Raw genomic sequence first — 26107 nt, 5'->3', positions numbered from 1 at the left:
TATTTATGAGTATGCTCATTTATGAGTATACTTTGAACAGTTCGAGAGAAAAGCGTCAGGAGACAGACATGTCCGCACCGGGAAACGACCGGGGGTACACAGGCGCCGCGACGCGCACGCGGGTCGTCGGCGACTCCACGATCACGTACCGCGAACTCGGCCGGCCCGGCGGCATCCCGCTGGTCGTCCTGGTGCACCTGGGGGCGAACCTGGACAACTGGGACCCTCGCGTCATGGATGGTCTCGCCGAGACCCGCCATGTGATCGCCGTCGGCTATCAGGGGGTCGGCAGCTCCACCGGGGCGGTCCGCGACTCGATCGAGGCGATGGCCGACGACGTGATCGCCTTCGTCGAAGCCCTCGGCACAGATCAGATCGACATCCTGGGCCTGTCGATGGGAGGGATGGTCGCCCAGGCGATCGTCTCCCGGCGCCCGCAGATGGTCGACCGTCTCATCCTGGCCAGCACCGGTCCTGCCGGAGGGCCGGGGCTCACGGCCATGACAAAGGTGACCGTCCGAACGACCCTGCGTGCAATGGCGAGGTTCACGGATCCAAAGACCCTGCTGTTCTTCACCCGGAGTTCTTCGGGCCGGAATGCCGCCAAGGAGTATCTCGCTCGGCTCGCCGAGCGCGTCGCCGACCGGGAGAAGCCCGTCATCCCGGCGGTCTTCGCGGCGCAGCTTCGAGCCGTTCACCGCTGGGGAGGGCAGTCGGCCTCCGACCGGGACGCGTTCACGGGGCCGGTCCTGCTCGTTCATGGTGAGGACGACCTGATGGTCCCGGTGACCAACGCCGCCGATCTGCAGCGGCGACTGCCGCAGGCGACTCTGAAGATCTATCCACATGCCGGTCACGGCGCCGTGTTCCAGAACCATGCCGACTTCGTCACGACCGCAACGGCTTTCCTCCGCAGGACGGTCACACCTGACCCGTAGCACCGGACCCCGCAGCCCCGCACACGACCAACCGATCAAAGGAACCGAGCCATGAAGGCACTCATCATCGACCACTACAAGGACGACCTGCACCTCGCAGAGGTTCCCGAGCCCGCACTCGGCGAACACGACCTGCTCGTGGACATCAAGGCCGCGAGCATCAACCAACTCGACGCGAAGATCATCGACGGCGAGTTCCGCCAGATCCTGCCCTACACGATGCCGCTCGTCCTCGGCCACGATCTCGCAGGCGTCGTCACCGCTGTCGGGGCTGGTGTAACCGGCTTCTCAGTGGGGGATGAGGTCTATGCGAGGCCACGCGACCACCGGATCGGCACGTTCGCCGAGCGGATCGCGGTCGATCAGGCGGACGTCGCGCCCAAGCCCGCGTCCCTCAGTTTCGAGGAAGCCGCGTCGCTCCCGTTGGTCGCCCTGACCGCCTGGCAGGCCCTGGTCGAACGCGGCAACGTGCAACCCGGCCAGAAGGTGCTCATCCACGCCGGTGCCGGGGGCGTCGGCTCGACCGCCATCCAGCTCGCCAAACATCTCGGTGCGAACGTCGCGACGACGGCCTCGGCCAAGACTGCCGACTGGGTGCGTTCGCTCGGGGCCGACATCGTCATCGACTATCGTTCCGAGGACTTCTCGAAGATCTTGCACGGCTACGACTTCGTACTCGACAGCCTCGGCGGAGAGAACCTGGAGAAGTCCCTGCACGTCCTGCGCCCGGGCGGCAAGGTCGTCGGCATCTCGGGCCCACCCGATCCCGCGTTCGCACGCGCGACCGGCCTCAATCCAGTGCTGCGACTCGCGATCACGGCACTCAGCGCGAAGGTCCGCCGCCAGGCCCGCAGGCTGGGCGTCAGCTACGAGTTCCTCTTCATGCGGGCCAGCGGTCAGCAACTCACCGAGCTGGGCGGCCTCGTCGACGCCGGTGTGATCCGTCCGATCGTGGACGAGGTCCATCCCTTCGACCACACCCCGGATGCCCTCGCGGCGCTCACCAAGGGCGGGCACCGCGGCAAGCTCGTCATCAGCCTCGGCTGATCCCTCCGATCCAGCAGTACACGTTCCGAAAGGACAGCTCATGGTCAGCGACCGATCCCAGCCCTCTGTGGTCACCACCTACAAGGATGCGCCAACTCGGATGATCTCCGCCGGTGGGGTGACCTACGCCTACCGAGATCTCGGACCGATCGGAGGCGTCCCCGTCGTCTTCTTCGTCCACCTCGCCGGGACTCTGGACAACTGGGACCCGAGGGTCATCGATCCCATCGCGGAGAACCACCGCGTCATCACCTTCGACAACCGCGGGGTGGGTGCGACGACCGGCCTGGTGCCCGACACCGTGGAGGCGATGGCGGACGACGCCTTCACCTTCATCCGGGCACTCGGCTTCGAGACGATCGACGTCCTCGCGTTCTCCCTCGGCGGTTTCGTCGCGCAGGCGCTGGTCGCGCGTCACCCCGAGCTCGTCCGCAAGCTCATCCTGACCGGCACCGGACCGGCAGGTGGCAAGGACATCGACAAGGTTGCCACGACCACGTACCTCGACACGTTGCGCGCCGCCCTGACCCGGTCCGACCCCAAGGAGTTTCTCTTCTTCAACCGGAACGCCACCGGCAGGATCGCGGCGAAGGCCTTCGTCAAGCGTCTGCAGGAGCGCACCAGCGACCGCGATGCTCCCATCACGGTCACGGCCCTCCGAACCCAGTTGAAGGCGATCAAGAACTGGGGACGCGCCCCGAGCGCCGACCTGACGGCCATCGGTCAGCCGACACTCATCGCCAACGGTGACAACGACCGGATGGTCCCCAGTGTGCTGTCACGAAGCCTTCATCACCAGATCCCGGACTCGGAACTCGTCATCTATCCCGATTCCGGCCACGGCGGCATCTTCCAGTACCACGAGCGGTTCGTTCCCCTCGCCGTCGAGTTCCTCGACCGCTGACCACGGCCCCCTCGCCGGGACCGTACTGGTCTCACAACGCCAGGGAACCTCGGATCAGCGTCCGGCTGCGCCCACCGACCCAGATGCCCTCCGCGTCGGTGGTGATCACCACCTCGCCCGCCCGCTGCAGCGCGGTGCCTTGGCGCACCGTGTAGGACGGCGGCAGAAGACCCTCACGGGTCAGCCACACGGCGAAGGCCGCGTTGAGGCTGCCCGTCACCGGATCCTCGCCGATGCTCGCGTCGAAGGCACGCACCTCCACATCGGCGGGCCCGACGCTGTCGCGCCCGAGGACGCCGACGGCCAGGTCGCCCATCCGGTCGTAGTCGGGTCGAATCGCGCGGACGGTCTCGGCCGAGTCCAGCACGAGTCCCACCCACCCAGGCCCGTTGTCAGCCCAGGCGGCGTGCCGAACCTGTGACGCGTCGATACCGAGGGCGCCGATCGCCTGATCCCGGGTAGCGGCGTCCAGGGGGCCGGATCGCAGCAGTTCGGGGGCTCGGAAGGCGAGGGCATCGCCGTCCCGGCGCAGTTCCACCAACCCGATGCCGCATTCCTGGACGAGCGTGTCACCTGCCGGGATGCCACCCGCCTCGAGCCAGGCGTGCGCGCTGCCGAGAGTGGGATGCCCGGCGAAGGGGAGTTCTCCGGCGGGAGTGAAGATGCGCAACCGGTAGTCGGCGCCGGCGATGGTCGGCGACAGCAGAAAGGTGGTCTCCGACAGGTTCGTCCAGCGTGCGAACCCCGCCATGGTCGCCTCGTCGAGTTCATCGGCATCCTGGACGACGGCGACAGGGTTGCCGGCGAGTGGCTGGGGCGCAAACACATCGACCTGGGAGAACTCGAAGCGTGTCACCCGATCACCCTCTCACTCCGGATGGCCGCTTGGCCACACCTTCCCGTGCGCTCAGCCCTCCACGGGAAGGCGCAGTTGAGGGTAAAGGACATCGATAGGCGCGCTGAGACCGGCCTTGACCTTCACCGACCCCTCGTCGGCGAGCACTTCGTACTCACCGGCCTCGACGGCGTCCAGGACGGCTGCGACCAGATCGGCAGGCTGAATCTTGGGGCCGGGAGCCCCGGCGGCCATTGGGGTGTCGACATAGCCGACATGAACGCCCACCACATGCACGCCACTGGGTGCCAGCTCCAGACGCAGGGCGTTGGTGGCCGACCACAACGCGGCTTTGGACGCGCTGTAGATCCCGCTGACCGCGAGCCAGCTCAACACCGAGTGGATGTCGACGATGACCGATCCGGGCCTCGCCGACAGAATGGGTGCGAACTCGCGGGCGAGGAAGACCGGCCCGAAGAAGTTGGTCTCCATGTTCGCCCGGATCTCTTCGTCGGTCTGCGTCAGGATGCCGGCGCTGGAGACCGACGCCCCGGCGTTGTTCACCAGCACCGTCACGTCGGAGGCGGCCGCGGCCGCGGATCGGATGGAGGTCGCGTCGGTGACGTCGAGGGGGAGTGGGACGATGCGTTCGTCCTTCCAGTCACGCGGCCTGCGCGCGCTGGCATAGACCTTGTCGGCGCCGCGCGCCAGGACCTGGTGGACGAACTGTGTGCCGATGCCACCGTTCGCACCGGTGACGAGGACGACGGCTCCGCTGAGCGAGGGCATGTTCTGAGTGTTCCTGTTCTCTGGACGATCGGGATCGCCGACGAACTGCCGCGGTCCCCGCACCACAATCGCAATGCCCTCCGGTTCCGCCGGGCCGTGCGAAGATTGGGTGCCGAAGGATCCGCACCTTCCTTTGGCGACTATGATCATAACTGACCACAATCAGTATTAATTCCCGGAGGATGCTCACATGCCACTCGCCCACCAACCGGCCGGGCGACGCGAGCGGAACAAGCAGGCCAAGCTCGACCGCATCACAGCCGCTGCCCGTGAACTCTTCGCCGAGCACGGCGTCGACGATGTCACCACCCAGCAGATCGCCGACAAGGCGGACATCGGAACCGGCACCCTGTTCCTGTACGTCAAGTCCAAAGGAGAGCTCCTCCTGCTCGTACAGAACGCCGCCTATGCCGAAGCGCTGGAACAGGGCCGCGCGGCCGCCGAGCTCATCGCCGACCCGCTCGAGGCGGTGCTGGCGATCATCCGCCCAGTTGTGGAGTGCAACCGCAAACAGGTCGAGAACGGGCGTACCTATCTGCGGGAGATGGTCTTCGGCGACCTCGGAGAGCCCCACCATCGCGACGCCATCGCCATCGTCGCCCAGACCGAGCAGGCCGTCGCCGCCGTTCTCGGGCGGGACACGCGACTGCACGCGGGCCAGGCCATGACACTCGCCCACATCGTCTCCGCGGTGATGTTCCTCAGCATGGCCGCGCACCCCGGCACGGCGCCCGAGGTCGACGACATCGTGCAGGACATCTCGGCTCAGCTCGTCGTCCTGCTGCGCCGCTGACCGGATGGCCCGTGGTGCACCGGGGACAGTCGCTCAACCGACGTCGCCTCTCACTTCGTCGACCACGGCCGGGGATTCGGGCGAGGCCAGTCGGACGAACTGTGCAGCCGTCGGCTCCACGGGCACCCCGTCCTCGTCGACGAGCGACACCCGGACGCGCTTCCCGGAATCTCGCACGAGCGGTACTACGCCGAGACCCCCCGCAGTCGGCACGTGACACTCGCCCCACTGCTGCAGCGCGACCATCACGACCTTCAGATCCTCACCGGCCGGTGTGAGCTCGTACGCGTGGCGGGTCCGCCGACCCGGCTCCTGGTACGGCACCTTCTTCAGTACCCCGTGCTCGACCAGGCCGGCCAACCGGGCGCTGAGGACGTCGGTCGCGATCCCCAACTCGTCGTGGAATTCCGCGAAGGTCCGCCGCCCGAGAAATGCCTCCCGAAGTACCAGGAAGGTCCACGTGTCAGTGAGGACCCCGAGTGAGCGCTTGATGGCGCACGTGCTGTCCAGTGCGTTGGCCAGCATCTTCGATCGAACCGGCATGATCGGCTCCTAGTCCAGCTTTCCTTCGTCAACCCGGAGGGACATGTCAGAAGAGTTCTGTCTCATGCACTTTGGCGTAGCCCCTGATCTCGCTCAGCCGTCCCTCACGAATCTTGGTCGGCCATTCTGGTTCGGACAGCTCAGCCCGTCCGAGCCCGACCAGGTCGAACTCGCCCCTGTCGAACAACTCCAGCAGCGGGGCCAGGCTGAGCGGCGACTCGGCGGCTTGGTCGCCCAGGAAAGGCGCCTTGACCCCGACCGAGCCCAGTGCGATCGTCGGCAGGCCGGTGATCCGCTTCGTCCAGCCCGCAAGAGTGCGCGGGTCGCCGTCGAAGGCAGGAAGCCAGTAGCGGCGGGTGGACACGTGGAACCCGTTCGCTCCCGCCTCCACCAGCAACGTCAGCAGCGCCTCGAGTTCGGCGGGAGACTCGGCGATCCGGGCGTCGAAATCGCTGCTCTTCCACTGCGAGAACCGGAACATGATCGGGAAATCGGGCCCGACCGCCGCCCGCACCGCCGACACCACCTCGACGCTCAGGCGGGCACGGGCCGCCAGGCTGCCCCCATACCCGTCCGTGCGGTGGTTGGTCACCGCCCACAGGAACTGGTCGAGCAGATAGCCGTGCGCCCCATGAAGCTCCACGCCGTCGAAGCCGGTCCGCTGGGCGTCGGCAGCGGCGCGGGCGAACGACGCCACGATCTCCGCGATATCCGCCTCGGTGGCGGCCCTTCCCACGGGCGTGCCGTCCGGTGCCACCCCCGACGGGCTCAGCACCGGAGCGTCGGGACGAGGCTCGGCACCTTCCTGGCGGGCAAGACCCACATGCCACAGCTGGGGGAAGATCTTCCCGCCGTTGGCGTGCACCGCCTCGACCACGCGGCGCCACCCCGTCAGGGCGTCCTCGCCGTAGATCCGTGGCACGCGACCGCTCGTCCCGGCGGACGGATGATCGATGTAGGTGCCCTCGGTGACGATCAGTCCCAGGTGCGCAGCCCTGCGGCCGTAGTAGGCAGCGACATCCGGGCCGGGCACGCCACCCGGGGAGAACCGCCGGGTCATCGGGGCCATCACGAACCGGTTGGACAGTTCCACTCCTGACAAGCGGAACGGGGTGAACAGCGGCGATGGATCGGCGCCATCGAGGAGAGTGTCAGTGGTCTCGGAGGCAAGAGTCATACGCGCATGCTATCTGGGTTGTTTAAACAAAGCTAGAGCTCTAGCGTTGCTCTCGAAGTCCTTCGATCGCTACGAGCCAGGAGCGTTCCCATGCGTTACACCACCTTCGGCCGCCGGACCGGCCTGCGCGTCTCGCAGTACGCGCTGGGCACAGGAAACTTCGGGACGGCGTGGGGCACCGGGGCCGACCACGACGAGGCCCGGCGGATCTTCGATCGGTTCGTGGAGGCGGGAGGGAACTTCATCGACACCGCCGACACCTATCAGGCGGGCCAGTCCGAGCAGCTGGTCGGCGAGTTCGTCGGCCCCGCCCGTGACGACCTCGTCGTGGCAACCAAGTTCACTGTCGGTGCCGACCCCGCCGGGGGAGTGTCGCGCACCGGCAACGCGCGCAAGAACCTGCGGACCTCCGTCGAGGCCAGCCTGCGGCGGCTCGGCACCGACTACATCGATCTGCTGTGGGTGCATTACCCGGACGCCCTGACACCGGCCGAGGAACTGCTGCGCGGACTCGACGACCTCGTGAGCCAGGGCAAGATCCTGTACGCGGCATTCTCGAACTTCCCCGCGTGGCGGGTGTCTCGCGCCGCCACGCTGGCCGACCTCGGCGGCTGGGCACCGGTGGCCGGCATCCAGGTCGAGTACAGTCTGGTCGAGCGCTCCGCGGACCGCGAACTGCTTCCCATGGCCGAGGCGCTCGGCCTCGGTACCACCTTGTGGTCGCCACTCGGCGGGGGACTGCTCACCGGGAAGTATCGGAGCAGCCGACAGGGGAGGCTGGCGGACTGGGGAAGGCTCGTCCACTCCGAATCCACAGACCAGGTGACTGCGACGCTCGACACGGTGCTCGCGATCGCGAGCGAGGTCGGACGCACCCCGGCGCAGGTCGCGACCGCCTGGGTGAACGAGCGTTCGCGACGATCGGCCACTTCGCTGATTCCGATCATCGGTCCCCGTAGCCTCGCCCAGCTCGACGACTACCTGGGAGCGCTCGAACTCGATCTCACCGAGGAGCAGTACGACCGGCTCACCCAGGTCAGTGCCATCCCGCTCGGTATCCCGCACGAGGCGAACGCCAGGGCGCTCAACGGGCTCCAGGGTGGCGCGGCAGCGTCCTTCGACCAGCCTGTGGTGCCCGTCGCCTGAGGCGCCTTCGGCGGTCCCGGAGCGCGAGCCGACGTTGCGTCCCAGGCCGGACCAGGCCGGCGAACCTCACCATCGGTGATAGCGGCCATCACTTTTCGATTCTTGTTGGCAGCACTCCGGCGACGCAGACTGCTGATGTCGCCGAGATCGTGCGACAGATTGTGAAGTGAGGAGCTTTCCGATGCGAGCAGTAGTCGTGAGCAGCGTCGGCGCCGATGCCGGTGTCGCCGACTTTCCCGAACCGCCGGCCTCCGATTCGGTGGCGCGCGTCGTCGCTGCGCCGCTGAACCCGGTCGACCGCGTCATCGCCGCGGGCACGATGGCGTTCCGCCGGCTCGTGCCCCCCGCCGTCGCCGGGCTGGAAGGCGTCGCCCGTACACCAGACGGCGAGCTCAGGTACTTCTTCGCGCCCCCGGCGCCCTATGGGTCGTTCGCCGAGTTCGTCCCCCTGGCCGGCGCCGAGACCACACCGGTGCCCGACGGCCTGGACGAGGTCCGCGCCGCAGCCCTGGGCGTCCCCGGCGTGGCGGCGTGGCTGGCGCTCACCCGGTCCGGTCACCTGGCGGCGGGCGAATCGGTTCTCGTCCTGGGTGCTACCGGGGCGGTCGGCACCATTGCCGTGCAAGCGGCCCGTGCACTGGGTGCGGGCATCGTCGTGGGTACGGCGCGATCCGCGGAGGGCCTGGACCGAGTGGAGCGGCTCGGCGGCACACCCGCATCAGTGGCCGATCCCGCAGCATTCGACACGGTGCTCGGCACGGTCGCACCGAACGGCTTCGACGTCATCGTCGACCTGCTGTGGGGCACCCCACTGGCCGTCGCCGCCACGCACCTCGCCCGGGACGCACGGGTCGTCCAGGTCGGGAACTCCGCCGGTCCCACCGCGACGATCAACGCCCCGGCGTTCCGCAACAAGGGCGCCATCCTGGTGGGACACTCGAACTTCCTTGCCAGCACCGAGGAAAGGCTCTCGGCCTTCGCACAGCTGGCCGGGCTCGCTGCCACAGGAGAGCTCGAAGTCGCAGCCGACCCGATCGGGTTCGACGACTTCGACAAGGCTTGGCACGGCGAGGGTCCTGCCAAACCCGTCCTCATTCCCTGATCTCCTCTTTTCGGTTCCTTCCACTCCCCGTCCTCTCCGTTTCTTACGGCCACTGCGCCAGAAAGGTGGCACCGCTGTGCCCACATCACCCCGAATCCACGTCCAGCCCGACTCTGTGACCGATCTGTCCGCGGGCTTCCTCACCCGCGAACTGAGCCCGGGAGTCTTCATGGTCTCCAACGGGAACTATCAGACCCTGTTCCTCACCACGGGCGAGGGCGTGGTCCTGCTCGACGCCCCCTTGCCCCTGATCGATCATCTGCGTGAGGCGATCGCCGACGTCACCGACGAACCCGTCCGCACGATGATCTACTCCCATGGGCACACCGACCACATCGGCGGCGCCTACCTGCTGGCAGAGGGCATCCAGATCATCGCGGAGACCGGGACGGCGCGATTCCTCGCGGAGAAGAACGATCCCGCTCGCCCCCTGCCCACAACCGTCTTCGACACCGCCGTCACCCTGAACATCGGCAATCGGGAGATCCACCTGTTCCGCGACGGCTTCCACTCCGCCGACGGGGACACTGTGCTGTACCTGCCGAACGAGAAGGTACTGGTCGCGATCGACCTACTGGCTCGCAGTTGGGTGCCGTTGCTCGACTTCGACCTGAGCGAGAACATCTACTCCTACATGGGTGCCTTCGACCGGTTCCTCGAGTACGACTTCGAGTACTTCCTCTCGGGCCACACCGCCGATGTCGCCCGACGCAGCGACGTCGAACTGACCAAGCGCTACGTCCTGGACGTCTACGCCACCGTCAAGAGGTTGCACGACCAGATCAACACCCCCGAACTGCTGGCCCAGCACCGCGACAGCGAACAGGCCGGCATCAAGTTCGTCATCGAGGAAGTCGTCCGCCGAGCCACCGAAGAACTGTCCTCTCGTTGGCTGGACGGCCCGATGAAAGGCGTCGAGTTGTGGACCGAGAGCCACGCCCGCGCCATGGTGCTCTATGTCCGGTGGACCGACTGAGAGATGACGACGATGACGCAGCAGACACTGGATTTCAGCGGGAAGACCGTGGTGGTGACCGGAGGATCCACCGGTATCGGAAAGGCGACCGCGATCGCCTTCGGCCGCGCAGGAGCCAACGTCGTGATCGCCAGTCGCGGCGACGGCGGGGACGCGGCGGCCGAGGCGGTGACGGCCTCAGGTGGGCACGGCATCTTCGTCCCCATCGACGTCTCTCGCGAAGAGGACCTCGCGCGACTCGTGCAGGTGACGCTGGACGAGTTCGGCCGGCTCGACGTCGCGTTCAACAACGCCGGCTCCCTGCCGCCGACCGGCGCCCTGGTGGAACAGTCGATCGAAGCCTGGAACCGCACCATCGCAGTCGACCTCACAGGCGTGTTCCTGTCGATGAAGCACGAGATCCCGGCGATGCTCGCCCACGGCGGAGGCTCGATCATCAACACCTCGTCAGTGGCAGGTCTGATCGCCGATCCAGGCATGGCGCCCTACGCCGCTGCCAAACACGGCGTGATCGGGCTCACCAAGGCCGCCGCGCTCGACTACGCACAGCAGGGAATCCGCGTCAACGCGATCGCACCGGGTCTGGTCCGTACCCCGATGATCGACGGGTGGCTCGCTGATCCGGCGATGCGTGAGACAGTGCTGTCGTACTCCCCGCAGGGCAGGGTGTCGGAACCGGAGGAGATCGCGGGAGTCGTTCTGTTCCTCGCCTCCGACCTGGCGTCCTTCGTCAACGGGGCTGTCTACCCGATCGACGGCGGCCAGACCGCCCACTGACCGGGTTTCGTCAAGGCGAGGACAAGGCACATGCAGCTTCGACAGCTCGAATACTTCCTCGCGGTCGCCAGAGACGGCAGTTTCTCCTCCGCGTCGGAGACCCTCCACGTCGTGCAGTCGGGCGTCTCGACCGCGATCCGCGCGCTGGAGCGCGAACTCGGTGTCCCCCTGTTCGAGCGGACCGCGCGAGGCGTGGTGCTCAGCGATGCGGGCACCGCACTGCTGCCGCATGCGCAACGGGTGCTCGCCGACGTCCAGGCCGCCGCGGAAGCCGTCGACGAGGTCCGGCGCGGCGTGCGAGGCACGGTGGTGGCCGGTGTTCTGCCGGTCCTCGGGCTGGTCGATCTTCCGCGGGCGGTGGCCGCGTTCCGCGCCGATCACCCACACGTGGCGGTGCACCTGCACATCGCCGGTACCGCGAAACTCGCCGGGCAACTGGACGAGGGGGAGGTCGATTTCGCATTGATGTCCCCGGCGGGGCCGCTGCCCGGTGATCTGTCCCTCACGCGCCTCGGCGACGCCCCGTTCGTGGGGCTCGTGCCTGCCGGCCACGAACTGGCCGGCCGTGACCGCGTGGACCTGGCAGATCTCATGGACTGCCCGTTCGTCGACTCGCCGGCCGGATTCGGCAATCGCGACCTCCTCGACCAGGAACTGGGTCGCAGGGGACTGCGCCGCAGCATCGTGGTCGAGGCGCCGGACGCCTGGGCGATCCCCGTGCTCGTCGGCAAGGGCGTCGGCGTCGCAATGGTGCCCGCCTTCGTCGCCGAGGGACATGCCGCGAATGTCAAGGTGCTGGAGCTGGCCACCCCCTTGCAGTGGTCGCTGTTCCTCGCCACCGCCGACCACCATCCACCGTCGCACGCGGCACGGCTGCTCATCCGGCACATCCGTGCCGCGCTGCAGCCGATCGGCGGCAGTTCTCGTCCCTCACCCGCCGATCAGGGATTCCACTGATTCAATAAACGGGGCTTACAAGCGGAGAGACACGACCGATCGCATCGACGGATCGACCGGGAACCGTCCTGCAGGATGCGAGTCGAACGGGGTACTGCGGGCGCAGTACCTCAGGTCGGTCCGGGCGGACGACTCGTGAACCGCTCGTGGTGGAGAGGATCGGAGCGTCGTCACAGCACATCTCCGAAAGGACCTCTTCATGCCTGAGCAGGATCAGCAGCCGCCCCTCTACCTGGTGACCGGCGTTGCCGGCAATCTCGGCAGCTCCGTCGCCGCACGGCTCCTGGCCGACGGCCAGGACGTGCGCGGCCTCGTACTCCCAGGTGATCCGGCAGCCGATCGGGTCCCCGACCAGGTCAGCCTGCACACCGGCGACGTCACCGATACCGTGAGCCTGCAGCGCTTCTTCGCGGCCGAGAGCGGACGTGAACTGGTCGTCATCCACACCGCCGCGATCGTGACGGTCGACGGCGGCTTCAGCCAGAAGGTCCACGACGTCAACGTCACGGGCACCCAGAACATCATCGACGCTTGTCTGACCCACAATGTTCGCAAGCTGGTCTATGTCGGCTCGACCGGCGGGATCCTCGAGACACCCTTCGGTGTCCCGATCACCGAACCGGATCGGTTCGATCCGGACGCTGTCGTCGGGTACTACGGGTGGACGAAGGCCACCGCGTCCCAACTCGTCCTCGACGCCGTCCGCAACCAGGGACTGGACGCCACCCTGGTCTACCCGACAGGCATCGCCGGACCGGACGACTACGCCTTCGGGCCGGTCACGAGCTTCATCATCGACTATTGCGACGGCAAGATGAAGGCCGGTATCGAAGGCAGCTTCAACGCCGTCGACGTCCGTGATCTCGCTGACGCCACCGTCGCTGCTGTCGAAAGAGGACGCACGGGCGAGGGGTACATCCTCGGCAACGAGTGCGTGAGCATGGAGGAGATGTTCCGCGTGCTCAGCGACCTGACGGGAACCCCGCAGGTCACCACGATCCTCCCCGCGGGCGCCGGTAAGGTGCTCGGGCACGTGTCCGACCTGATCGGAAGGGTCCTCGGCAAGAACCTGCGCATGACGAGCTTCGCCGTGTACAACTTGACCCGGAACAACCTGTTCGATTCCTCGAAGGCCCGCAGGGAACTGGGATTCCAGACCCGTCCCTTCGGCGACACGCTCGCGGACACCATCGACTGGCTCGAACGCGAAGGCCGCGTCATCACGCGGGCGGCCTGATGGACGACGTGTGTGTCATCACCGGGGGCGGCAGCGGCCTCGGCCGCGCCACTGCCCGGGCCATGGGGGAGCGCGGCTATCAGATCGTCCTCACCGGTCGGACGCCGGCGAAGCTCGAAACGGTCGTCACCGAGTTGCGCGCGACCGGGGTGGACGCCGAGGCTCTGGCCGGCGACGTCGCGGATCGGGAGAGCATGCGGCAACTGGCGCGGACCGCTGCGAAGCGCGGCCAGGTGACGGCTGTGATCCATGCCGCCGGCATGTCGCCCCACATGGGTGATCCCGGTGTGATCATGGCGACCAACGCTCTGGGCACCGTCAACGTCAACGATGCCTTCTACGAGGTGATGGACGCGAGGGGCTGCGTCATCGACACCTCATCCATGTCGGCGTATCTGACGCCGAAGATTGTGATGCCGACCCACGTCTACCCTCTGAGCCGCACCGATCGAAGCCGGTTCATGCGCGGGATGATGCGCCGCGTCCACCTGTTCCCACGCACGGTTCGAACAGGGGTCGCCTACGGCATCAGCAAGCACTTCGTGATCTGGTTCGCGCGCACGGACGCCGCCCGCTTCGGCGCCAGGGGAGTGCGCGTGGTGTCGGTCACCCCGGGCAGCTTCGACACACCCATGGGCGACCTCGAGAGCGAGGAGTCGATGACCTACGTGCGCAACAGTGCGATCAAGAGGCTCGGCAGGCCCGAGGAGATAGCTCACCTCTACGCGGCTGCGGCCGACGAACGCATGGGCTATCTCACGGGTACCGACATCCTCTGCGACGGTGGCTGTGTCGCCGGCGGCGCCAGCCCGTTCCGACGCCGAGGGGGAACGGGCTGAGGCACCTCACCCACGAGGGCCTCGGGTGGGACGAATTCGTCTCGTGCGGTGGCACCGCCGGCGTCAGGCGCCCAGCATGATCCCTCCGTCGACGGCCAGCTGCTGACCGGTGACGAACTCGTTCTCCATCAGGAAGAGGTAGGCGGAGGCGAGTTCGTCGATCGTCGCCGTGCGTCCCAGCGGAATGGTCTCGGCGAAACTCGCCTTGGTCGCCGCGCGCTCCTCGGCCGGCAGGTCCGCCCACAGCGGCGTGTCCGTCCAGGTCGGCGCCACCGCGTTGACGCGGGCTGCGGGGGCCAGCTCGACGGCGAGTCCTTCGATCATCGCATGGACCGCGAGATTGCCGACGTAGCTGCCTGCGGCGTCCTGTGCGCGCCCGCCGGTACCCGATGTGAAGGTCAGGGAGCCCCCGTCACGGAGCTTCCCGGCGGCCAGGCGTGCGATGTTCAGGTTTGCGAAGAACTTCGACTCGACGGTCCGGCGGATCTCCGACAGCGGTGCCGACAGGAATCCGCCGCCCATCGGTGCTCCTATCGTCGAGACGAGATGATCGAAGCCCTCGATCCGCTCGAAGAAGTCACCCAGGGACGCGGGGTCGTGCGCGTCCACCGTCAGGGTGGTCACATCCGCCCCCGCGGATTCCACCGCGTTCGCCGCGCTCGTCAGTCTGACCGGATCCCGTCCACCCAGGATGATCAGGGCTCCCCGTTCGGCCGCGAGTTCGGCCACCCGCAGCCCGATGCCGGAGCTGCCACCGACGACCACCACCGTCGTGCCGTTGAGATCAGCCATGTTGTGCTCCCTTTCGTCCTCGTCCATCATGGGGCGCCGGTCCTGGTGCCGTCATGCGGTGATGACCATTTCGCTTCGTCGGCCGGCGACGGCGAAGCCCGTCGCGGACACGGCCATCGCGCATGCCATGACCACGGCCAGGGGCAGTGCGGTGCTCTCACCGGCGATACCGACCAGCGGAGCCACGACGGCGCCCAGCGCGAACTGCAGCGCTCCCATCAGCGCGGACGCGGTGCCTGCCACTCCGCGTGCCTGCGCCAGAGCTAGTGCCGTCGAGTTCCCGAAGACGAAGCCGAGGCTCGACACCGCCACGAAGATCGCCACCGTGTACCAGCGCGCGGGCGCCCCGCTGAGCACCAGGATCAGCAGGGCGGCCACGCCGGCGCTCACTCCGATCAGGCCCGCGCCGAGCACGGCGCGGACGCGGTGTGTGGCGGTCAGTCTGGCGGCGACCGCGCTGCACGTGCTGATCCCCACCGCATTGAGACCGAACAGGACACCGTAAGGTACCGGGCCGAAGCCCATCATCTGCTGGTAGACGAACGGCGAGGCAGAGATGTATGCCATGAGCGCGGCGAACCCGGCGGCCATCGTCACGACGTGGCCGAGGTATCCGCGCGAGGCGAGCACACGCAGGTCCGCGCGTCCGCCCGCCGTCGCCTTCTCGGGACGATGAGTCTCCCTGATGACCATCAGACTGGCGACCAGCATCGCCACGACGAGGCCGGTGACGACCCAGAAGATGCCGCGCCAGCCGATCCAGCCCACCAGGAAGCCACCGAGCAGGGGAGCGACGACCGGGGCGACGCCGCCGACGATCATCATGAGGCTGAACGCCCTCGCCGCCGCCTTGCCGGCGGCGACGTCGGAAATGATGGCGCGACCGATGACCATGCCGGCGGCGCCTGTGAGGCCCTGGACGAAGCGCGCCGCGGTCAGCACACCGATCGTCGGCGCCACCGCGGTCAGCGCGCTCGCCGCGACACAGACGACGGACCCGACGAGCAGGGGACGAACCCGGCCCAGTCTGTCGGACAACGGGCCGAAGACGAGCTGACCCAAGGCGACACCCACGAGGAAGGCGGTGAGGGTCAGCTGAACGCCGGTCGCGGTGGTGTGGAGCTCCGCCAGAATCGTGGGGAACGCCGCGAGGTACAGATCGGTCGACAGGGGAGACACAGCACTGAGGAGCGCGATGGTGAGCAGCAGGGGGACGGGCACGCTTCGTCCAGCACGCGTCGGCGTGGTCATGTAACTCCTTGGGTTCCCGAAGATGATGATTACACAGTAATTATTGCGCAATAACTATCGAGAACCGTACCATGGTCACATGCCTCAGACACCGCTGTCGGCGCCGGACGAATACGCGCAGCTGGCCGATCTGATCACGTCGATCGCGCGAGAGTTGCGAGGGCTGATGACCGGGGTCGTCCCACTCACACCGCAGCAGGTGAAGGTGCTGCGCCGGGTGGAGCAACACCCAGGGGACACACCCAGCGAGGTGGCAGACGCGGTGGGCATCCAGCGCAGCAACCTCAGCGCCGCACTGCGCGTCCTGGAGGGGGAGGGCCTGGTCGAGCGGATGTCGGCCACCGAGAACCGGCGCGAGGCGCACCTGTGGCCCACTCAACAAGCGGCCGAGGAACTCGCGACGCTGCACGCTGCCTGGAGTGCGGCTCTCCGCCCACTGGTCGGGGAGCGGACACGGGAACTGGACGCCACTGTCGAGTTTCTGACCCACCTGAACGACTCCCTGGCGGACGGACGCCACCGCGTCGGTTGAGATCAGGTGGACGCTTGAGCCCGACATCGGCACCGACGAGCAGGATCACACGCGGCAGGCGGCTGCCGGGGGGACAGCCGCCTGCCGCGTGTGATCCTGGTTCGGTCGCGCCGGAGCTCATCACCTCCTGTGCCTGATGATGCCGGCGTCGACGGCCCTCCTGACCGAATCACCCTCACCGGGCGTGAGGGTTCCGTTGACGATGCACTGATCGATCCTCGCGAGGATGTCGCTCCTGCCGAGTGCGACGGACTGGCCACGACCCCGGGTCGATGCCGCGACGACGCCCCTCCTCCTGCCGGGTGCGGGCGTGGTCGCCTCCGCGTCCCTTCCGATCTGGTAGTCGGTTCCGATCTGGTAGCTGGCTTTCATCTGGAGTCCCTTCCCTCACGACATCCCTTGTTCGTCGTGATCCCCAGTAGGCCAGCCCAAGTTGGCAAACCACGTTGTGTGCACTGTGAACACACTGTGGGTCGGAATCGGAGGTTCAGGAGCCGGGCGAGGCCGACGGAGGGACGGCGACGCTCCTGCTCAGAAGGGCCATCCGTCAGCCAGAGGACGACCGAGCCCGTCCTCGCGGTAGTACTCGCTCGACATCCAGGCGTCGAACACGACAGCGGGCAGGCCCAGCAGAGCCCTGGCGTCCTCCTGGCTCGCATGGGCCGCCAGGGCGGCACGCTTACGGTCGAGGACCCCCGACACATCGACCCGCCAGTTGATGTCGGAGGCCGGCACGCCCATGGGCAGGCCGTCGTCCCCGACCTGTTCTTCCCCGAAGTCGAGGCCCACCTCCCTGGCCTGTGCGAACAGAAGGCGATCGGCATCGGTGCTGCGGGTCTCCTCGATCACCCGCGGGCGGTGGGCGGCGAGTTCGGCCGCGCGGTACGCGACGGTGTGGACCTTGACGTGGTCCGGATGCCCGTAGGTGCCGTGCCAGTCATAGCCGACGAGCACATCGGCGTCCTCCTCGTCGAGGATCGCGGCGAGCCGGGCGGCGGCCTCGTCGACATCGGCCTGCGCGAAGCAGTCGGGATCGCCGTTCTGGGCCCACCCGTTCATCCCTGAATCCCGGTACCCGAGCCATTCGACGCGGTGGACGCCGATGATGCGCGCCGATTCCGTGGCCTCGGCCTGCCGTCGATCGGCCACCGTCTCGCCCGACCGCAGGTCGGGTGGCACTGTCCCGTGGTCCCCGTTCGTGGCATAGACAACGACGACGCGATAGCCCTTGTCGGAAGCCAGGGCCATCGTCCCCGAGGTCTGGCTGGCCTCGTCGTCGGGATGGGCGTGAAGAAAGATCAGAGTCGGCACACTACTATTGTCCAACATTCAACAACCTTGGTCCGTCCCGATCACCACAGGTCGACGGGGGCGACCTCGCGCACGGTCAGCGTCCCGTCGGCCACCGTGAACCGGACGTTGACCCCGGCGAAACCCAGCCCGTAGACACGCTCGGGATCGTCCTGGTAGGCGGGACGCGGATCCTCGGCGAGCACGCCCAGAAGAGCCTCGCGGCTCGCGGCCGGCACCCGGGCGCGGAGTTCCTCGGGGAACACGACCTCCAGGCGCTCATGGGGGACACGCGCCGAGAACCCCAGCCGTGCGTCCGCGTGAATGTCGCTCGCCACGTACGGCTTGATGTCGAAGATGGGGGAGCCGTCCATGAGATCGGCGCCCCGCACGACGAGTACCGGCCCGAACCTCGGATCCGACTCGACCGATTCGAGCGCGACCGACGACAGCCCGATCGGGTTCGGCCGGAACGGTGACCTGGTGGCGAACACGCCCATCCGCGCCTCTCCGCCGAGGCGAGGGGGACGCACCGTCGGCGACCACCTGTCGCGAATGGACTCCGAGAACTCCCAGACCAGCCAGATGTGGCTGAATCCGCTCAGCCCACGCACGGCGTCGGGGTTGCGGAACTCCGGCTCGAAGACCACCCGCCCCCGCAACTGTGGCACCAGTCCCGGTTGGCGCGGGATGCCGAACTTCGACGGGAAGTCACTGTGCATCCGGGCGACCGGCCTCAACTGCATGGTTCTCCCTCCGACGTCGGTGGGGATGGGAATCGCGCATGGCGACAGCCTAGGTGTATCGGGCAGACGTGGGCTGCGCGGCACGGCGGGAGTGAATTGGGACCTGGCAACGTCTCGCTCTAGGCTGGCACGAGACTCACCGACCAGGAGGATACGGATGCTGCCCAGCGAGTTCGTCGAACGCTATTCGGTTGAGCGCCGTGGGACGGCGTCCCTCAAGTGGGACGGTCTGGAGGCGCGGTTCGGGGATCCCGATCTGCTACCGGTGTGGGTGGCCGACATGGACTTCCGGGTGCCCGAGGTGGTCGTGGACGCGCTGCGGGCCCGCGTGGACCATGGCGTCTTCGGGTACGGGATCATCCCCGGCTCCTTCTACGAGGCCTACCAGGGTTGGCTCGAATCACGGCACGGCCTCCACACCGAGAAGGCGTGGATCCGGTGCGCGATGGGCGTGGTCCCCGCGCTGTACTGGTTCGTCAACGCGTTCACCGACCCGGGCGACGCGGTTCTCATCCAGACACCGGTCTACTACCCGTTCCACAACGCGATACGCGACACCGGACGCAAACTCGTCGCCAGCGATCTGCGCTATCACGACGGCCGGTTCACCATCGACTTCGCCGGGTTCGAGAAGGCCATCGTCGACAACGACGTGCGGCTGTTCATCCTGTGTTCCCCGCACAATCCCGCCGGACGCGTGTGGACCGAGGACGAACTCGACCGCATGCTGGGCATCTGCCAGGAGCATGGTGTGATCGTCGTCTCCGACGAGATCCACCACGATTTCACCTTCGGTGACGCCACACACGTCCCAGCGCTGTCGGTCGCCGGCGGGCGCTACGCGTCCGGCACGGTGATCGTGGACTCGGCGTCCAAGACCTTCAACATCGCCTCGCTCGGCCTGGCCACCGCCGTCATCCCGGACGCCTCGCTCCGGGCGCGCTACGACGCTTACACCCGGCGCCAGTACGACCCGAGTGTGCTCGGCCTGGTCGGCGCCGAAGCCGCCTACCGTGGGGGAGCGGAATGGCTGGAGGCGCTCAAGCAGGTGGTCGTCGCCAACTACGCGCGGGTCAAGCAGGGGCTGGAGGAGGCGCTGCCCGGTGCGGTCGTGTGCCAACTGGAGGGCACCTACCTCCCGCTGATCGACCTGCGCGCGGTGATTCCCGCGACCCAGACGCACGCCTTCGTCCAGAACCACTGCAAAATAGCCGTCGACTACGGTGAATGGTTCGGCAAGAGTTGGGAGGGGTTCGTCCGTGTGAACCTCGCCACCCAGCCCCGCTACATCGAGGAACTCATCGAGCGGCTCGGCACGGGTTACCGCACCTGGACGGGCGAACGCGCCTGAGACTCTCGATCACCACTCTTCCCACGTGGCGGGATCCTGCTGCGGGTTGACCCTCTGCAGCGGGCCGAGTGCGGTGATCGCTTCCACCTCACCGGGCGTCAGCCGCGGGGCGAGTTCGAACGCAGCGAGATTCTCCAACTGGCGTTCGTCGGACGCCGCCTTGGGCAGCGGGACGATGCCGCGCGAGATCTCCCATGCGAGCACGATCTGGCCGGGTGAGGTGGAGTGTGCGCGTGCGATCTCGACGATCGTCGGCTGCTCCAACAGGTCGCCGGCGCGACCCAGCGGGCTCCAGGCCTCGGTGACCACACCGCGAGCCGCGTTGGCCTCTACCTGGTCGATCTGCGCCAGGAACGGATGGAGTTCGATCTGATTGACGCTAGGGGCGACGCCGTGATCGGCGATGAGCCGGTCGATGTGCTCGGCGAGGAAATTGGAGACGCCGACGGAGCGGACGAGACCCTCCCGCTTGAGTTCGAGCAGCGTGCCGAACACCTCGGAGTACTTGTCGATGCGGGGGAGAGGCCAGTGGATGAGCATCAGGTCGATGTAGTCGAGGCCCATGCGGAACAAAGTCTCCTCGACGGTCTCCCTGGCGCCTCGTGCGCTCTGGTGATCGCCCCGCACCTTCGACGTGACCCGCAGTTCCTCGCGTGGCACACCGGACGTGCGCACGGCCGCGCCGACCGCACCCTCGTTGTCGTAGCGTTCGGCGGAGTCGATGAGCCGGTAACCGTTCCCGATGGCTCGGACGACGGCTTCCCGCCCCGCCTCGCCGCGGAGGGGATAGGTGCCGAAGCCGATCGGGGGAAGGGTGGTGCCGTCGTTCAAAGTGCGCCAGGTGGTGGTGTCTGTGAGCGTCATGGGGAACATCATGCACCCGCAGCGGAGGACCGCGACCGGCCCACCGAGGTTCTTCTCAGGCCATGAGCGCTGCTATCTCGGAGCGCGCATCCGTCAGGCCGGGGCCGTACCAGGCGAGGGGACGTTCGGGGACGATGCGGACATCCACGCCCGCGAAGTACTCCGACCCGTCAGCCTGGCTGAACGGATAGGGGGCGTCCATCAGCAAGACGACGTCGGCCTCGCTCGATCGCAGCAGGTCCAGGTCGACGCGGGGATATCGGGCCCGTTCCCACCCGTCGACCGGCAGGGGAGCGAGGCCGACACCGCTGCGTCCCAGCACGTCGGCGATGTAGGTGGCGGGACCGGCGACCATCCACGGGTCACGCCAGATGCACACCACCGCACGTCTCGTGACCGGCGGGTCGGGCAAGCTCCAGTTCGTCCGGGCACGCACCAGCCAGCCGGGGAGCGGCCGGCTGAGTACAACCGCGATCAGGCGCTCGAGGCTGCGCAGGGCATCGTCCACGGAATCGATCCGGGTCACCCAGACGGCCAGCCCCATCGCCCGCAGCCGGTCGACGTCGAAGCGCCGGTTCTCCTCCTGGTTGGCGATGACGAGGTCGGGGTCGAGGGACGCGATCGCGGCGAGATCGGGATTCTTCGTCCCGCGCACCCTCGCGACGCTGTGACCGGCACGGGCATCAAGGTCGGACGGGCGCGTGCACCAGTCGGTGCAGCCGACGATCAGCTGCGGGGCCGTCTCCGCGAGCGCCTCGGTGAGCGATGGGACCAGACTCACGACGCGGCGAATCGGAGAACCCGGGAGAACCTCGTAGCCGAGGTCGTCGACGCTCATCTGCAGCCTTCCGCGTTCCTAGTTTGACATAATGTCGCTTATCGGACAATCGTCCCGGAGACAGTCATCGTCCTTCACATCGCGCTGACAACGTCGGTCAAAGAGAAATCGTTGCCCTTGAACAGCAACGGTACGCCGAGGTGTTTCGACAGTGCGTACGAGAAACAGTCACCGAAGTTCAGCGCTGCGGGATGGCGGCCTTTGCCGAACCTGCGCCACGCCGCGGCGGCCAGGGCGGCCTGCGCGTGATCGAACTCGACGACGGCAGCACTGATCTGGCTCAACAGGAGCTTCAGATCCTGAACGGCGGCCATGCCCTGGCGGCTTTCCAGCACGATCTCACTCTCGACGAGAGTCGCGGCGCTGACGTGGACGTCACCGCCGTTCGCCAGCAGCACGGTGGCGAACGCGTTCGCATCGGGTTCCCCGAACACGATGGCTGCCAGCGCTGACGTGTCGACGACAATCGCCATTTCAGGCGGGCAATCCGTGGTCGTCGTACCCGATGATCTCGTCGGGCGTCCGTTCGTCGAGCATGGCACGGCTCCTGCCGCGCGCGATGATGTCGTCGATCTCAGCGCGCGCGTCTGGTTCGGCGACTCGGGACCGTACGCGCTGAAGTCGCTCGGCGAATGCTTTCCGGGCCGCCTCTGTGATGGTCTCCCCCGTCGCAGCGGCCAGTTCGCGGACAAGGCGATCTGCCTCCGCGTCCTTGATACTGAGGGCCATGACTACATTTTATATACGGCCAGCGAGAAATCTACCTTTTGAGGAGTAAGACACAGACCGCGCGCTGACGCACTTCGGCGGGCAACGCGATCAACCCCCGACGCTGCCGCGGCGACGAGTTCGCTGACATCGATTCGCCTCGCGCTACGGATACGCTGATCGACGACCCCTGAGCTTGTCGAAGGGTCATCAAACCGCCCCCGGCAACGGGCTTCGATAGGCTCAGCCAGCGTTGCCCGCATCGATCAGCGGTTTTCCTAGAGGTCTTCGAAACCCCACTGATCGAATTTCAGCGTCGCGGCGTTCTCCGACACCGTACGGATGAGAGCTTCCTCGAATCCGTCGTGCTTGGTGGCCTCGATCTCGATGCGGACGCTGACCTTAGCCCCTGAATCGCGCAGGTACGAGACGACTTCTTCGGCGACATTCTTGAACTCGACGACGTAGCGATCGGGGTTGAGTGCCTTGTCGCCGAAGAACCGCGTCTTGAGGTCCAGGATGATCGGCGGGCCGGGTGGCGGCGGAGTGACCACGATATGCGAGTCGGCGGGAGTCGCATCACCACCGGAGTCCCTGGTCGTCTCCGGGACTGGGCCAGGAATGCCGACGGGCCCCTGTGACTCGTGCTGCCGCTGCATCTGGGCCACATCGGGACGCACCAGCAGCATCGAGTCAGTGGACGCCGGGGCGGACTTGTCTTTGTCGTCGGGTAGCCAGAGCCCCACATACCGGCCCCCACCGGTCTGATCGTAACCGGTGGCCAAAGCAAACGCATCGGCTTGCCAGATCAGGGGCATGTCCCGCACGCCCTCGGCCAGCACAGAACGGTCCCTCAGCCGCGGCATGTACGGGTACTGGCTGTACAGGCTCCACAGCTCCCCGAACGAGACATGCCCGTCCTTCCAGATCTGCGGCACCCTGCTGATGGCTAGGCGAATGTTGGTGGCCGCCTGCCTGATGGCGAGATCGCCATCCCCGCCGAGCCTGCGGGAGACTCGCTCGGCCAACCCCGTCGATTGCCCTTCCACCTTGGTCTCCCGGATGACGAACGGCGCACCCGGATCGGGCTGAGCCGGCACGAGCGCCCATACGAAGGTTTGCATGAGGCGCGAGGCGACGGTCTTGTCAGCCTGTTCCTGACGCTGAGCGGCCTGGTTGATCTGATTCTTCGTCAGATCGAGGTCGACCTGGTTGTCCAGCACGTGTGCCCACCCGAGATAGTCCCGGGTCGCGGCGTTCAGTTCGTCCAGTCTCGCCTCATCGGCGGCGAGGAAGACGAGCATGTTGCGGTGGACGCGGTTGGCACTCCCCCGCCGTTCCGTCGCGTCCCGCGCGAAATCCTTGGCCGGCGATTCCTGGCCGCGCCTGTGCGCGACCTTCGGATGCAGGATCACCAAGCGGGCCTCATCAATGTCAGGGATGTCCGCATTGGTCTCGGGGCACACGTGGACGCCTGCGAAGTCGCCGCGGATGCGTCCCTGCCCCTGAAGACGGGCGACGATCTCCGCCCAGACATCCTCCTTGTGCAAACGCTCGGCCTGGTCCCGAGCGGTGCGCGTGATGTTGGCCTGCAGGTCGTACCAGTACTTGCCCGAGCCCCCGTAGAAGTACGTCGCGCGGTCCGACAACTGCGTCAGTGCCGAGTGGAAGTTGCCGAGCACATCGCCGGGAATCGCCGTGCCCAGGAACACGCGTTGTGTCTCCAGCCCTTTGTGGGCCGATCCGATCGTCGGTGCCGCGCCGAAGAACACCGTGCGGGCCAGCCGCTTGGTGAGCGACCGCTGCCCCAGCGCCGGTTTCTCGCCGTCGATGCGCACAGGCTCGGAGGCCGGCCCATCCACATCGGCGTCGATGATCGCCTTCCACGAATCCTGGAGGTATTGCGTGAGTTCGGCGTTGACATTGGCCGTGGCCAGCGGAATCGACCCAGGCATGATCAGCGGGGACGCGTCCTGGCCGGCCCACAGCTCATGGATGACGGTGCTCATCAGGCGCAGCACTCCCCTGGTTCGCTGGAACCGTTCCAGTGACGACCACTCCTCGTACAGCCTGTCGAACAGTTCCGGGTGAATCGGGTAGGTGCGCTTGATCCGCTCCCCGTAGGCAGCGTCCCGCGATTCGCGAGGGAAGTCGTCGGAGAACTTGCGGTACATGTCGACGAACTCGCGCGCAGTTGCCCCGATCTCGGCGAGCGCGGCGGCATCGGGTTGTTTGAACAGACGCTGCTTGACGATGTGGTACGACTCGTCGGGCGAGGCCGATCGCCATTGGTCGGCGACCCGCCGCACCACGTTCTGCAGCCGCTTGAGCGCCTCCAGCCCGTTGGCTCCCCCGACCTCCTCGGCGTTTCCGGCGATGATCCGGTCGAGATCAGCCCCACTCTCGGACGCCGGGATCGAGATCGCCAGCAGGATTCCCGATGTTGCCTTGGCGGCTTCGGTGAGTGTCTGGGCGAACGTGAACTGGTCGTCGAACGTGCCCCCCGCGAGGTCGTCGCGGCCCACCAGCGAGCGCGCGTAGGCGACCCATTCGTCGATGAGGATCACGGCGGGCGCGTATGCGGCCAGCAGGTCGTACAGCGCCGCACCAGGATGGGTGCGATCGGCGTCCGACTTGGCCACCAGCGCGAAAGCATCCCGGCCACCGAGTTGCCAGGCGAGTTCGCCCCACATCGTGTTGACGCGGGTGCCGTCGTCCTTCACCACCCCGGACGGGCTGAAGTGGTTGCCGACGATCGCGACCCTGTTGACTTTCGTGCCGGTGTACCCGTTCGCCGCCAGCAGCTCCTGGGTCTCTTGGGGGAAGGATCCTATCGGTAGCCCCGCGGCTACATGCCACAGTGACAGCATCGAGTGCGTCTTGCCGCCGCCGAAGTTGGTCTGCAGGTTGATGACCGGCGGCGCGTTGTCGTCTCCGGCCAGGCGCCGGACAGCTCGTCCGATGAGATCGGACAGTCCCTCGGTGAGATAGGTGCGCTGGAAGAACTCGATCGGGTCGGAGTAGTCGGCGTCCTGTTCGCGGCCGAACGCGACGCGATGCAGATCGGCCGCGAACTCGGAGGCCGCGAAGTTGCCGGTCGCGACGTCGTCGTGCGGTGGAAGCACCTCTCGCCAGGGCCGCAGCCCGGCGACCCTGGGGGTGTCGACCGCCGCCTTGAGCACCTTCTTGTCGTCTTTGTCGGCGGTCACACGTCGCAGGTTCAGCCGGATCATCCGCACCTGTTCGGCGACGTCGGCCGAGCCGATCAGCTTGAGAAGCCGCTCGGCAGTGTCGAGGGCACGGTAGGCATCGTCGTCGGTGAACGCGACGTTGCGCCCCAAGTCGTGCGCCCATCTGTTGCGGACCTCTCGCAGTTCGCTCGCGTAGGCCTTGCCCGCCTTGTCCAGGACCGGATCGAACGGATACCACCCGTGTCGGTAGCCCCCGGTGATGTTGCTCTCGGTGAGTATACGGAATTGCACCTGCGGGTCGAGCGGATCGTACGATTTGGTGGCCGGAACCCCGTTCTTGGCATCCTTGGCCTGGACCAGCGTCACCCACTGCGCTCCCAGTACCTTGTCTTCCTGGCCGATCACCGACGAGATGAAGTCGTCGAGTGCCGGTGCCGTGAGCTGGAACATACGATCCACGCGGTCGCGATTGCTCAGGGCCATG

The 26107-nt window shown here is 67.1% G+C and carries 27 protein-coding genes; 13 read left to right on the top strand and 14 right to left on the bottom strand.

Annotated features, from left to right (window positions below):
* Positions 1–68 precede the first annotated feature (68 nt).
* The 3 genes from FB473_RS07210 to FB473_RS07200 are packed head-to-tail and all read left to right on the top strand — an operon-like array spanning position 69 to position 2889.
* Positions 69–938: an alpha/beta fold hydrolase gene (locus tag FB473_RS07210; protein ID WP_167166001.1), complete on the top strand. Its 870-nt coding sequence runs from the start codon at positions 69–71 to the stop codon at positions 936–938.
* A 51-nt stretch (positions 939–989) separates the two neighbouring features.
* Positions 990–1985 carry an NADP-dependent oxidoreductase gene (locus tag FB473_RS07205; RefSeq protein WP_167165999.1) on the top strand — a complete coding sequence of 332 codons (996 nt, stop codon included), beginning with the start codon at positions 990–992 and terminating at the stop codon, positions 1983–1985.
* Positions 1986–2025: 40 nt separating this feature from the next.
* Positions 2026–2889 carry an alpha/beta fold hydrolase gene (locus tag FB473_RS07200; RefSeq protein ID WP_167165997.1) on the top strand — a complete coding sequence of 288 codons (864 nt, stop codon included), beginning with the start codon at positions 2026–2028 and terminating at the stop codon, positions 2887–2889.
* Between the two features lie 31 nt (positions 2890–2920).
* On the opposite strand, the gene FB473_RS07195 is transcribed toward FB473_RS07200, so the two are convergent.
* Together FB473_RS07195 and FB473_RS07190 are read right to left on the bottom strand one after the other, a co-directional pair.
* A complete protein-coding gene (locus FB473_RS07195; protein WP_167165995.1) occupies positions 2921–3745 on the bottom strand; it encodes a PhzF family phenazine biosynthesis isomerase in 825 nt (274 codons plus the stop codon).
* A 51-nt stretch (positions 3746–3796) separates the two neighbouring features.
* A complete protein-coding gene (locus FB473_RS07190) occupies positions 3797–4513 on the bottom strand; it encodes an SDR family oxidoreductase (protein WP_167165993.1) in 717 nt (238 codons plus the stop codon).
* A gap of 190 nt (positions 4514–4703) precedes the next feature.
* Here FB473_RS07190 and FB473_RS07185 point away from each other — a divergent pair, with 190 nt between their 5' ends.
* Entirely contained in the window at positions 4704–5306 is a 603-nt protein-coding gene (locus FB473_RS07185) for a TetR/AcrR family transcriptional regulator (RefSeq protein ID WP_167165991.1), read from the top strand.
* A gap of 33 nt (positions 5307–5339) precedes the next feature.
* On the opposite strand, the gene FB473_RS07180 is transcribed toward FB473_RS07185, so the two are convergent.
* Both FB473_RS07180 and FB473_RS07175 read right to left on the bottom strand, forming a co-directional pair.
* A complete protein-coding gene (locus FB473_RS07180; protein WP_208390469.1) occupies positions 5340–5849 on the bottom strand; it encodes a winged helix-turn-helix transcriptional regulator in 510 nt (169 codons plus the stop codon).
* A gap of 46 nt (positions 5850–5895) precedes the next feature.
* Positions 5896–7026, bottom strand: coding sequence for an NADH:flavin oxidoreductase (locus FB473_RS07175; protein WP_167165989.1), 1131 nt, complete (start codon positions 7024–7026; stop codon positions 5896–5898).
* A gap of 90 nt (positions 7027–7116) precedes the next feature.
* Between FB473_RS07175 and FB473_RS07170 the strand changes: the two genes are divergently transcribed.
* The 7 genes from FB473_RS07170 (at position 7117) to FB473_RS07140 (ending at position 14060) form a co-directional block, all read left to right on the top strand.
* Positions 7117–8172 (top strand): aldo/keto reductase, encoded by a 1056-nt coding sequence (locus tag FB473_RS07170; RefSeq protein ID WP_167165987.1) that lies wholly within the window; start codon positions 7117–7119, stop codon positions 8170–8172.
* Positions 8173–8353: 181 nt separating this feature from the next.
* Positions 8354–9274, top strand: coding sequence for a quinone oxidoreductase family protein (locus tag FB473_RS07165; protein ID WP_167165985.1), 921 nt, complete (start codon positions 8354–8356; stop codon positions 9272–9274).
* Between the two features lie 76 nt (positions 9275–9350).
* Positions 9351–10250: an MBL fold metallo-hydrolase gene (locus FB473_RS07160; protein WP_167165983.1), complete on the top strand. Its 900-nt coding sequence runs from the start codon at positions 9351–9353 to the stop codon at positions 10248–10250.
* Between the two features lie 12 nt (positions 10251–10262).
* Entirely contained in the window at positions 10263–11027 is a 765-nt protein-coding gene (locus FB473_RS07155; protein ID WP_208390468.1) for an SDR family NAD(P)-dependent oxidoreductase, read from the top strand.
* A 30-nt stretch (positions 11028–11057) separates the two neighbouring features.
* Positions 11058–11984: a LysR family transcriptional regulator gene (locus FB473_RS07150; RefSeq protein WP_167165979.1), complete on the top strand. Its 927-nt coding sequence runs from the start codon at positions 11058–11060 to the stop codon at positions 11982–11984.
* Positions 11985–12183: 199 nt separating this feature from the next.
* Complete coding sequence (locus FB473_RS07145; protein ID WP_167165977.1) at positions 12184–13221, top strand: NAD-dependent epimerase/dehydratase family protein; 1038 nt, start codon at positions 12184–12186, stop codon at positions 13219–13221.
* Complete coding sequence (locus tag FB473_RS07140; protein ID WP_167165975.1) at positions 13221–14060, top strand: SDR family NAD(P)-dependent oxidoreductase; 840 nt, start codon at positions 13221–13223, stop codon at positions 14058–14060. The genes FB473_RS07145 and FB473_RS07140 overlap by 1 nt, the downstream gene beginning before the upstream one ends.
* A gap of 63 nt (positions 14061–14123) precedes the next feature.
* Here the strand turns inward: FB473_RS07140 and FB473_RS07135 are convergent, their stop codons facing one another.
* Positions 14124–14852, bottom strand: a complete 729-nt coding sequence (locus tag FB473_RS07135; RefSeq protein WP_167165974.1) for an SDR family oxidoreductase — start codon at positions 14850–14852, stop codon at positions 14124–14126.
* A 51-nt stretch (positions 14853–14903) separates the two neighbouring features.
* Positions 14904–16103, bottom strand: a complete 1200-nt coding sequence (locus FB473_RS07130) for a multidrug effflux MFS transporter (RefSeq protein WP_167165972.1) — start codon at positions 16101–16103, stop codon at positions 14904–14906.
* A gap of 79 nt (positions 16104–16182) precedes the next feature.
* On the opposite strand from FB473_RS07130, the gene FB473_RS07125 reads away from it, so the two are divergent.
* Positions 16183–16635, top strand: a complete 453-nt coding sequence (locus tag FB473_RS07125) for a MarR family winged helix-turn-helix transcriptional regulator (protein ID WP_167165970.1) — start codon at positions 16183–16185, stop codon at positions 16633–16635.
* A gap of 120 nt (positions 16636–16755) precedes the next feature.
* On the opposite strand, the gene FB473_RS07120 is transcribed toward FB473_RS07125, so the two are convergent.
* From FB473_RS07120 to tsaA, 3 genes are all read right to left on the bottom strand, one after another.
* Positions 16756–17007, bottom strand: coding sequence for a hypothetical protein (locus tag FB473_RS07120; protein WP_167165968.1), 252 nt, complete (start codon positions 17005–17007; stop codon positions 16756–16758).
* A 159-nt stretch (positions 17008–17166) separates the two neighbouring features.
* A complete protein-coding gene (locus FB473_RS07115; RefSeq protein ID WP_167165967.1) occupies positions 17167–17946 on the bottom strand; it encodes a PIG-L family deacetylase in 780 nt (259 codons plus the stop codon).
* A 41-nt stretch (positions 17947–17987) separates the two neighbouring features.
* Positions 17988–18671, bottom strand: a complete 684-nt coding sequence (gene tsaA / locus FB473_RS07110) for a tRNA (N6-threonylcarbamoyladenosine(37)-N6)-methyltransferase TrmO (RefSeq protein WP_167165965.1) — start codon at positions 18669–18671, stop codon at positions 17988–17990.
* 157 nt (positions 18672–18828) lie between these two features.
* Here tsaA and FB473_RS07105 point away from each other — a divergent pair, with 157 nt between their 5' ends.
* A complete protein-coding gene (locus FB473_RS07105; RefSeq protein ID WP_167165963.1) occupies positions 18829–20022 on the top strand; it encodes a MalY/PatB family protein in 1194 nt (397 codons plus the stop codon).
* A 9-nt stretch (positions 20023–20031) separates the two neighbouring features.
* Here the strand turns inward: FB473_RS07105 and FB473_RS07100 are convergent, their stop codons facing one another.
* The 5 genes from FB473_RS07100 to FB473_RS07080 all read right to left on the bottom strand — a co-directional run bounded on the left by FB473_RS07100 (position 20032) and on the right by FB473_RS07080 (position 26106).
* Positions 20032–20886: an aldo/keto reductase gene (locus tag FB473_RS07100; RefSeq protein ID WP_167165961.1), complete on the bottom strand. Its 855-nt coding sequence runs from the start codon at positions 20884–20886 to the stop codon at positions 20032–20034.
* Between the two features lie 55 nt (positions 20887–20941).
* A complete protein-coding gene (locus FB473_RS07095; protein ID WP_167165959.1) occupies positions 20942–21724 on the bottom strand; it encodes a helical backbone metal receptor in 783 nt (260 codons plus the stop codon).
* A gap of 74 nt (positions 21725–21798) precedes the next feature.
* Entirely contained in the window at positions 21799–22197 is a 399-nt protein-coding gene (locus FB473_RS07090) for a type II toxin-antitoxin system VapC family toxin (RefSeq protein WP_167165957.1), read from the bottom strand.
* A 1-nt stretch (position 22198) separates the two neighbouring features.
* Complete coding sequence (locus tag FB473_RS07085) at positions 22199–22453, bottom strand: type II toxin-antitoxin system VapB family antitoxin (protein WP_167165955.1); 255 nt, start codon at positions 22451–22453, stop codon at positions 22199–22201.
* A 257-nt stretch (positions 22454–22710) separates the two neighbouring features.
* Positions 22711–26106, bottom strand: coding sequence for a Swt1 family HEPN domain-containing protein (locus FB473_RS07080; RefSeq protein ID WP_167165953.1), 3396 nt, complete (start codon positions 26104–26106; stop codon positions 22711–22713).
* Position 26107 lies beyond the last annotated feature (1 nt).

Source organism: Brooklawnia cerclae (assembly GCF_011758645.1).
Lineage (GTDB): Bacteria > Actinomycetota > Actinomycetes > Propionibacteriales > Propionibacteriaceae > Brooklawnia > Brooklawnia cerclae.
The sequence above is the reverse complement of the archived record's forward strand: the minus strand, read 5'-3'. Positions and strand labels throughout refer to the sequence as shown.

Excerpts from the sequence above, each read along its gene's own strand:
- FB473_RS07150 (WP_167165979.1), top strand. The coding sequence starts at position 11,058 with ATGCAGCTTCGACAGCTCGAATACTTCCTCGCGGTCGCCAGAGACGGC.
- FB473_RS07145 (WP_167165977.1), top strand. The coding sequence starts at position 12,184 with ATGCCTGAGCAGGATCAGCAGCCGCCCCTCTACCTGGTGACCGGCGTT.
- FB473_RS07205 (WP_167165999.1), top strand. The coding sequence starts at position 990 with ATGAAGGCACTCATCATCGACCACTACAAGGACGACCTGCACCTCGCA.
- FB473_RS07140 (WP_167165975.1), top strand. The coding sequence starts at position 13,221 with ATGGACGACGTGTGTGTCATCACCGGGGGCGGCAGCGGCCTCGGCCGC.
- FB473_RS07125 (WP_167165970.1), top strand. The coding sequence starts at position 16,183 with ATGCCTCAGACACCGCTGTCGGCGCCGGACGAATACGCGCAGCTGGCC.
- FB473_RS07095 (WP_167165959.1), bottom strand. The coding sequence starts at position 21,724 with ATGAGCGTCGACGACCTCGGCTACGAGGTTCTCCCGGGTTCTCCGATT.
- FB473_RS07105 (WP_167165963.1), top strand. The coding sequence starts at position 18,829 with ATGCTGCCCAGCGAGTTCGTCGAACGCTATTCGGTTGAGCGCCGTGGG.
- FB473_RS07130 (WP_167165972.1), bottom strand. The coding sequence starts at position 16,103 with ATGACCACGCCGACGCGTGCTGGACGAAGCGTGCCCGTCCCCCTGCTG.
- FB473_RS07080 (WP_167165953.1), bottom strand. The coding sequence starts at position 26,106 with ATGGCCCTGAGCAATCGCGACCGCGTGGATCGTATGTTCCAGCTCACG.
- FB473_RS07185 (WP_167165991.1), top strand. The coding sequence starts at position 4,704 with ATGCCACTCGCCCACCAACCGGCCGGGCGACGCGAGCGGAACAAGCAG.
- FB473_RS07175 (WP_167165989.1), bottom strand. The coding sequence starts at position 7,026 with ATGACTCTTGCCTCCGAGACCACTGACACTCTCCTCGATGGCGCCGAT.
- FB473_RS07170 (WP_167165987.1), top strand. The coding sequence starts at position 7,117 with ATGCGTTACACCACCTTCGGCCGCCGGACCGGCCTGCGCGTCTCGCAG.
- FB473_RS07085 (WP_167165955.1), bottom strand. The coding sequence starts at position 22,453 with ATGGCCCTCAGTATCAAGGACGCGGAGGCAGATCGCCTTGTCCGCGAA.
- FB473_RS07135 (WP_167165974.1), bottom strand. The coding sequence starts at position 14,852 with ATGGCTGATCTCAACGGCACGACGGTGGTGGTCGTCGGTGGCAGCTCC.
- FB473_RS07190 (WP_167165993.1), bottom strand. The coding sequence starts at position 4,513 with ATGCCCTCGCTCAGCGGAGCCGTCGTCCTCGTCACCGGTGCGAACGGT.
- FB473_RS07200 (WP_167165997.1), top strand. The coding sequence starts at position 2,026 with ATGGTCAGCGACCGATCCCAGCCCTCTGTGGTCACCACCTACAAGGAT.
- FB473_RS07210 (WP_167166001.1), top strand. The coding sequence starts at position 69 with ATGTCCGCACCGGGAAACGACCGGGGGTACACAGGCGCCGCGACGCGC.
- FB473_RS07165 (WP_167165985.1), top strand. The coding sequence starts at position 8,354 with ATGCGAGCAGTAGTCGTGAGCAGCGTCGGCGCCGATGCCGGTGTCGCC.
- FB473_RS07155 (WP_208390468.1), top strand. The coding sequence starts at position 10,263 with ATGACGCAGCAGACACTGGATTTCAGCGGGAAGACCGTGGTGGTGACC.
- FB473_RS07090 (WP_167165957.1), bottom strand. The coding sequence starts at position 22,197 with ATGGCGATTGTCGTCGACACGTCAGCGCTGGCAGCCATCGTGTTCGGG.
- FB473_RS07120 (WP_167165968.1), bottom strand. The coding sequence starts at position 17,007 with ATGAAAGCCAGCTACCAGATCGGAACCGACTACCAGATCGGAAGGGAC.
- tsaA (WP_167165965.1), bottom strand. The coding sequence starts at position 18,671 with ATGCAGTTGAGGCCGGTCGCCCGGATGCACAGTGACTTCCCGTCGAAG.
- FB473_RS07180 (WP_208390469.1), bottom strand. The coding sequence starts at position 5,849 with ATGCCGGTTCGATCGAAGATGCTGGCCAACGCACTGGACAGCACGTGC.
- FB473_RS07100 (WP_167165961.1), bottom strand. The coding sequence starts at position 20,886 with ATGACGCTCACAGACACCACCACCTGGCGCACTTTGAACGACGGCACC.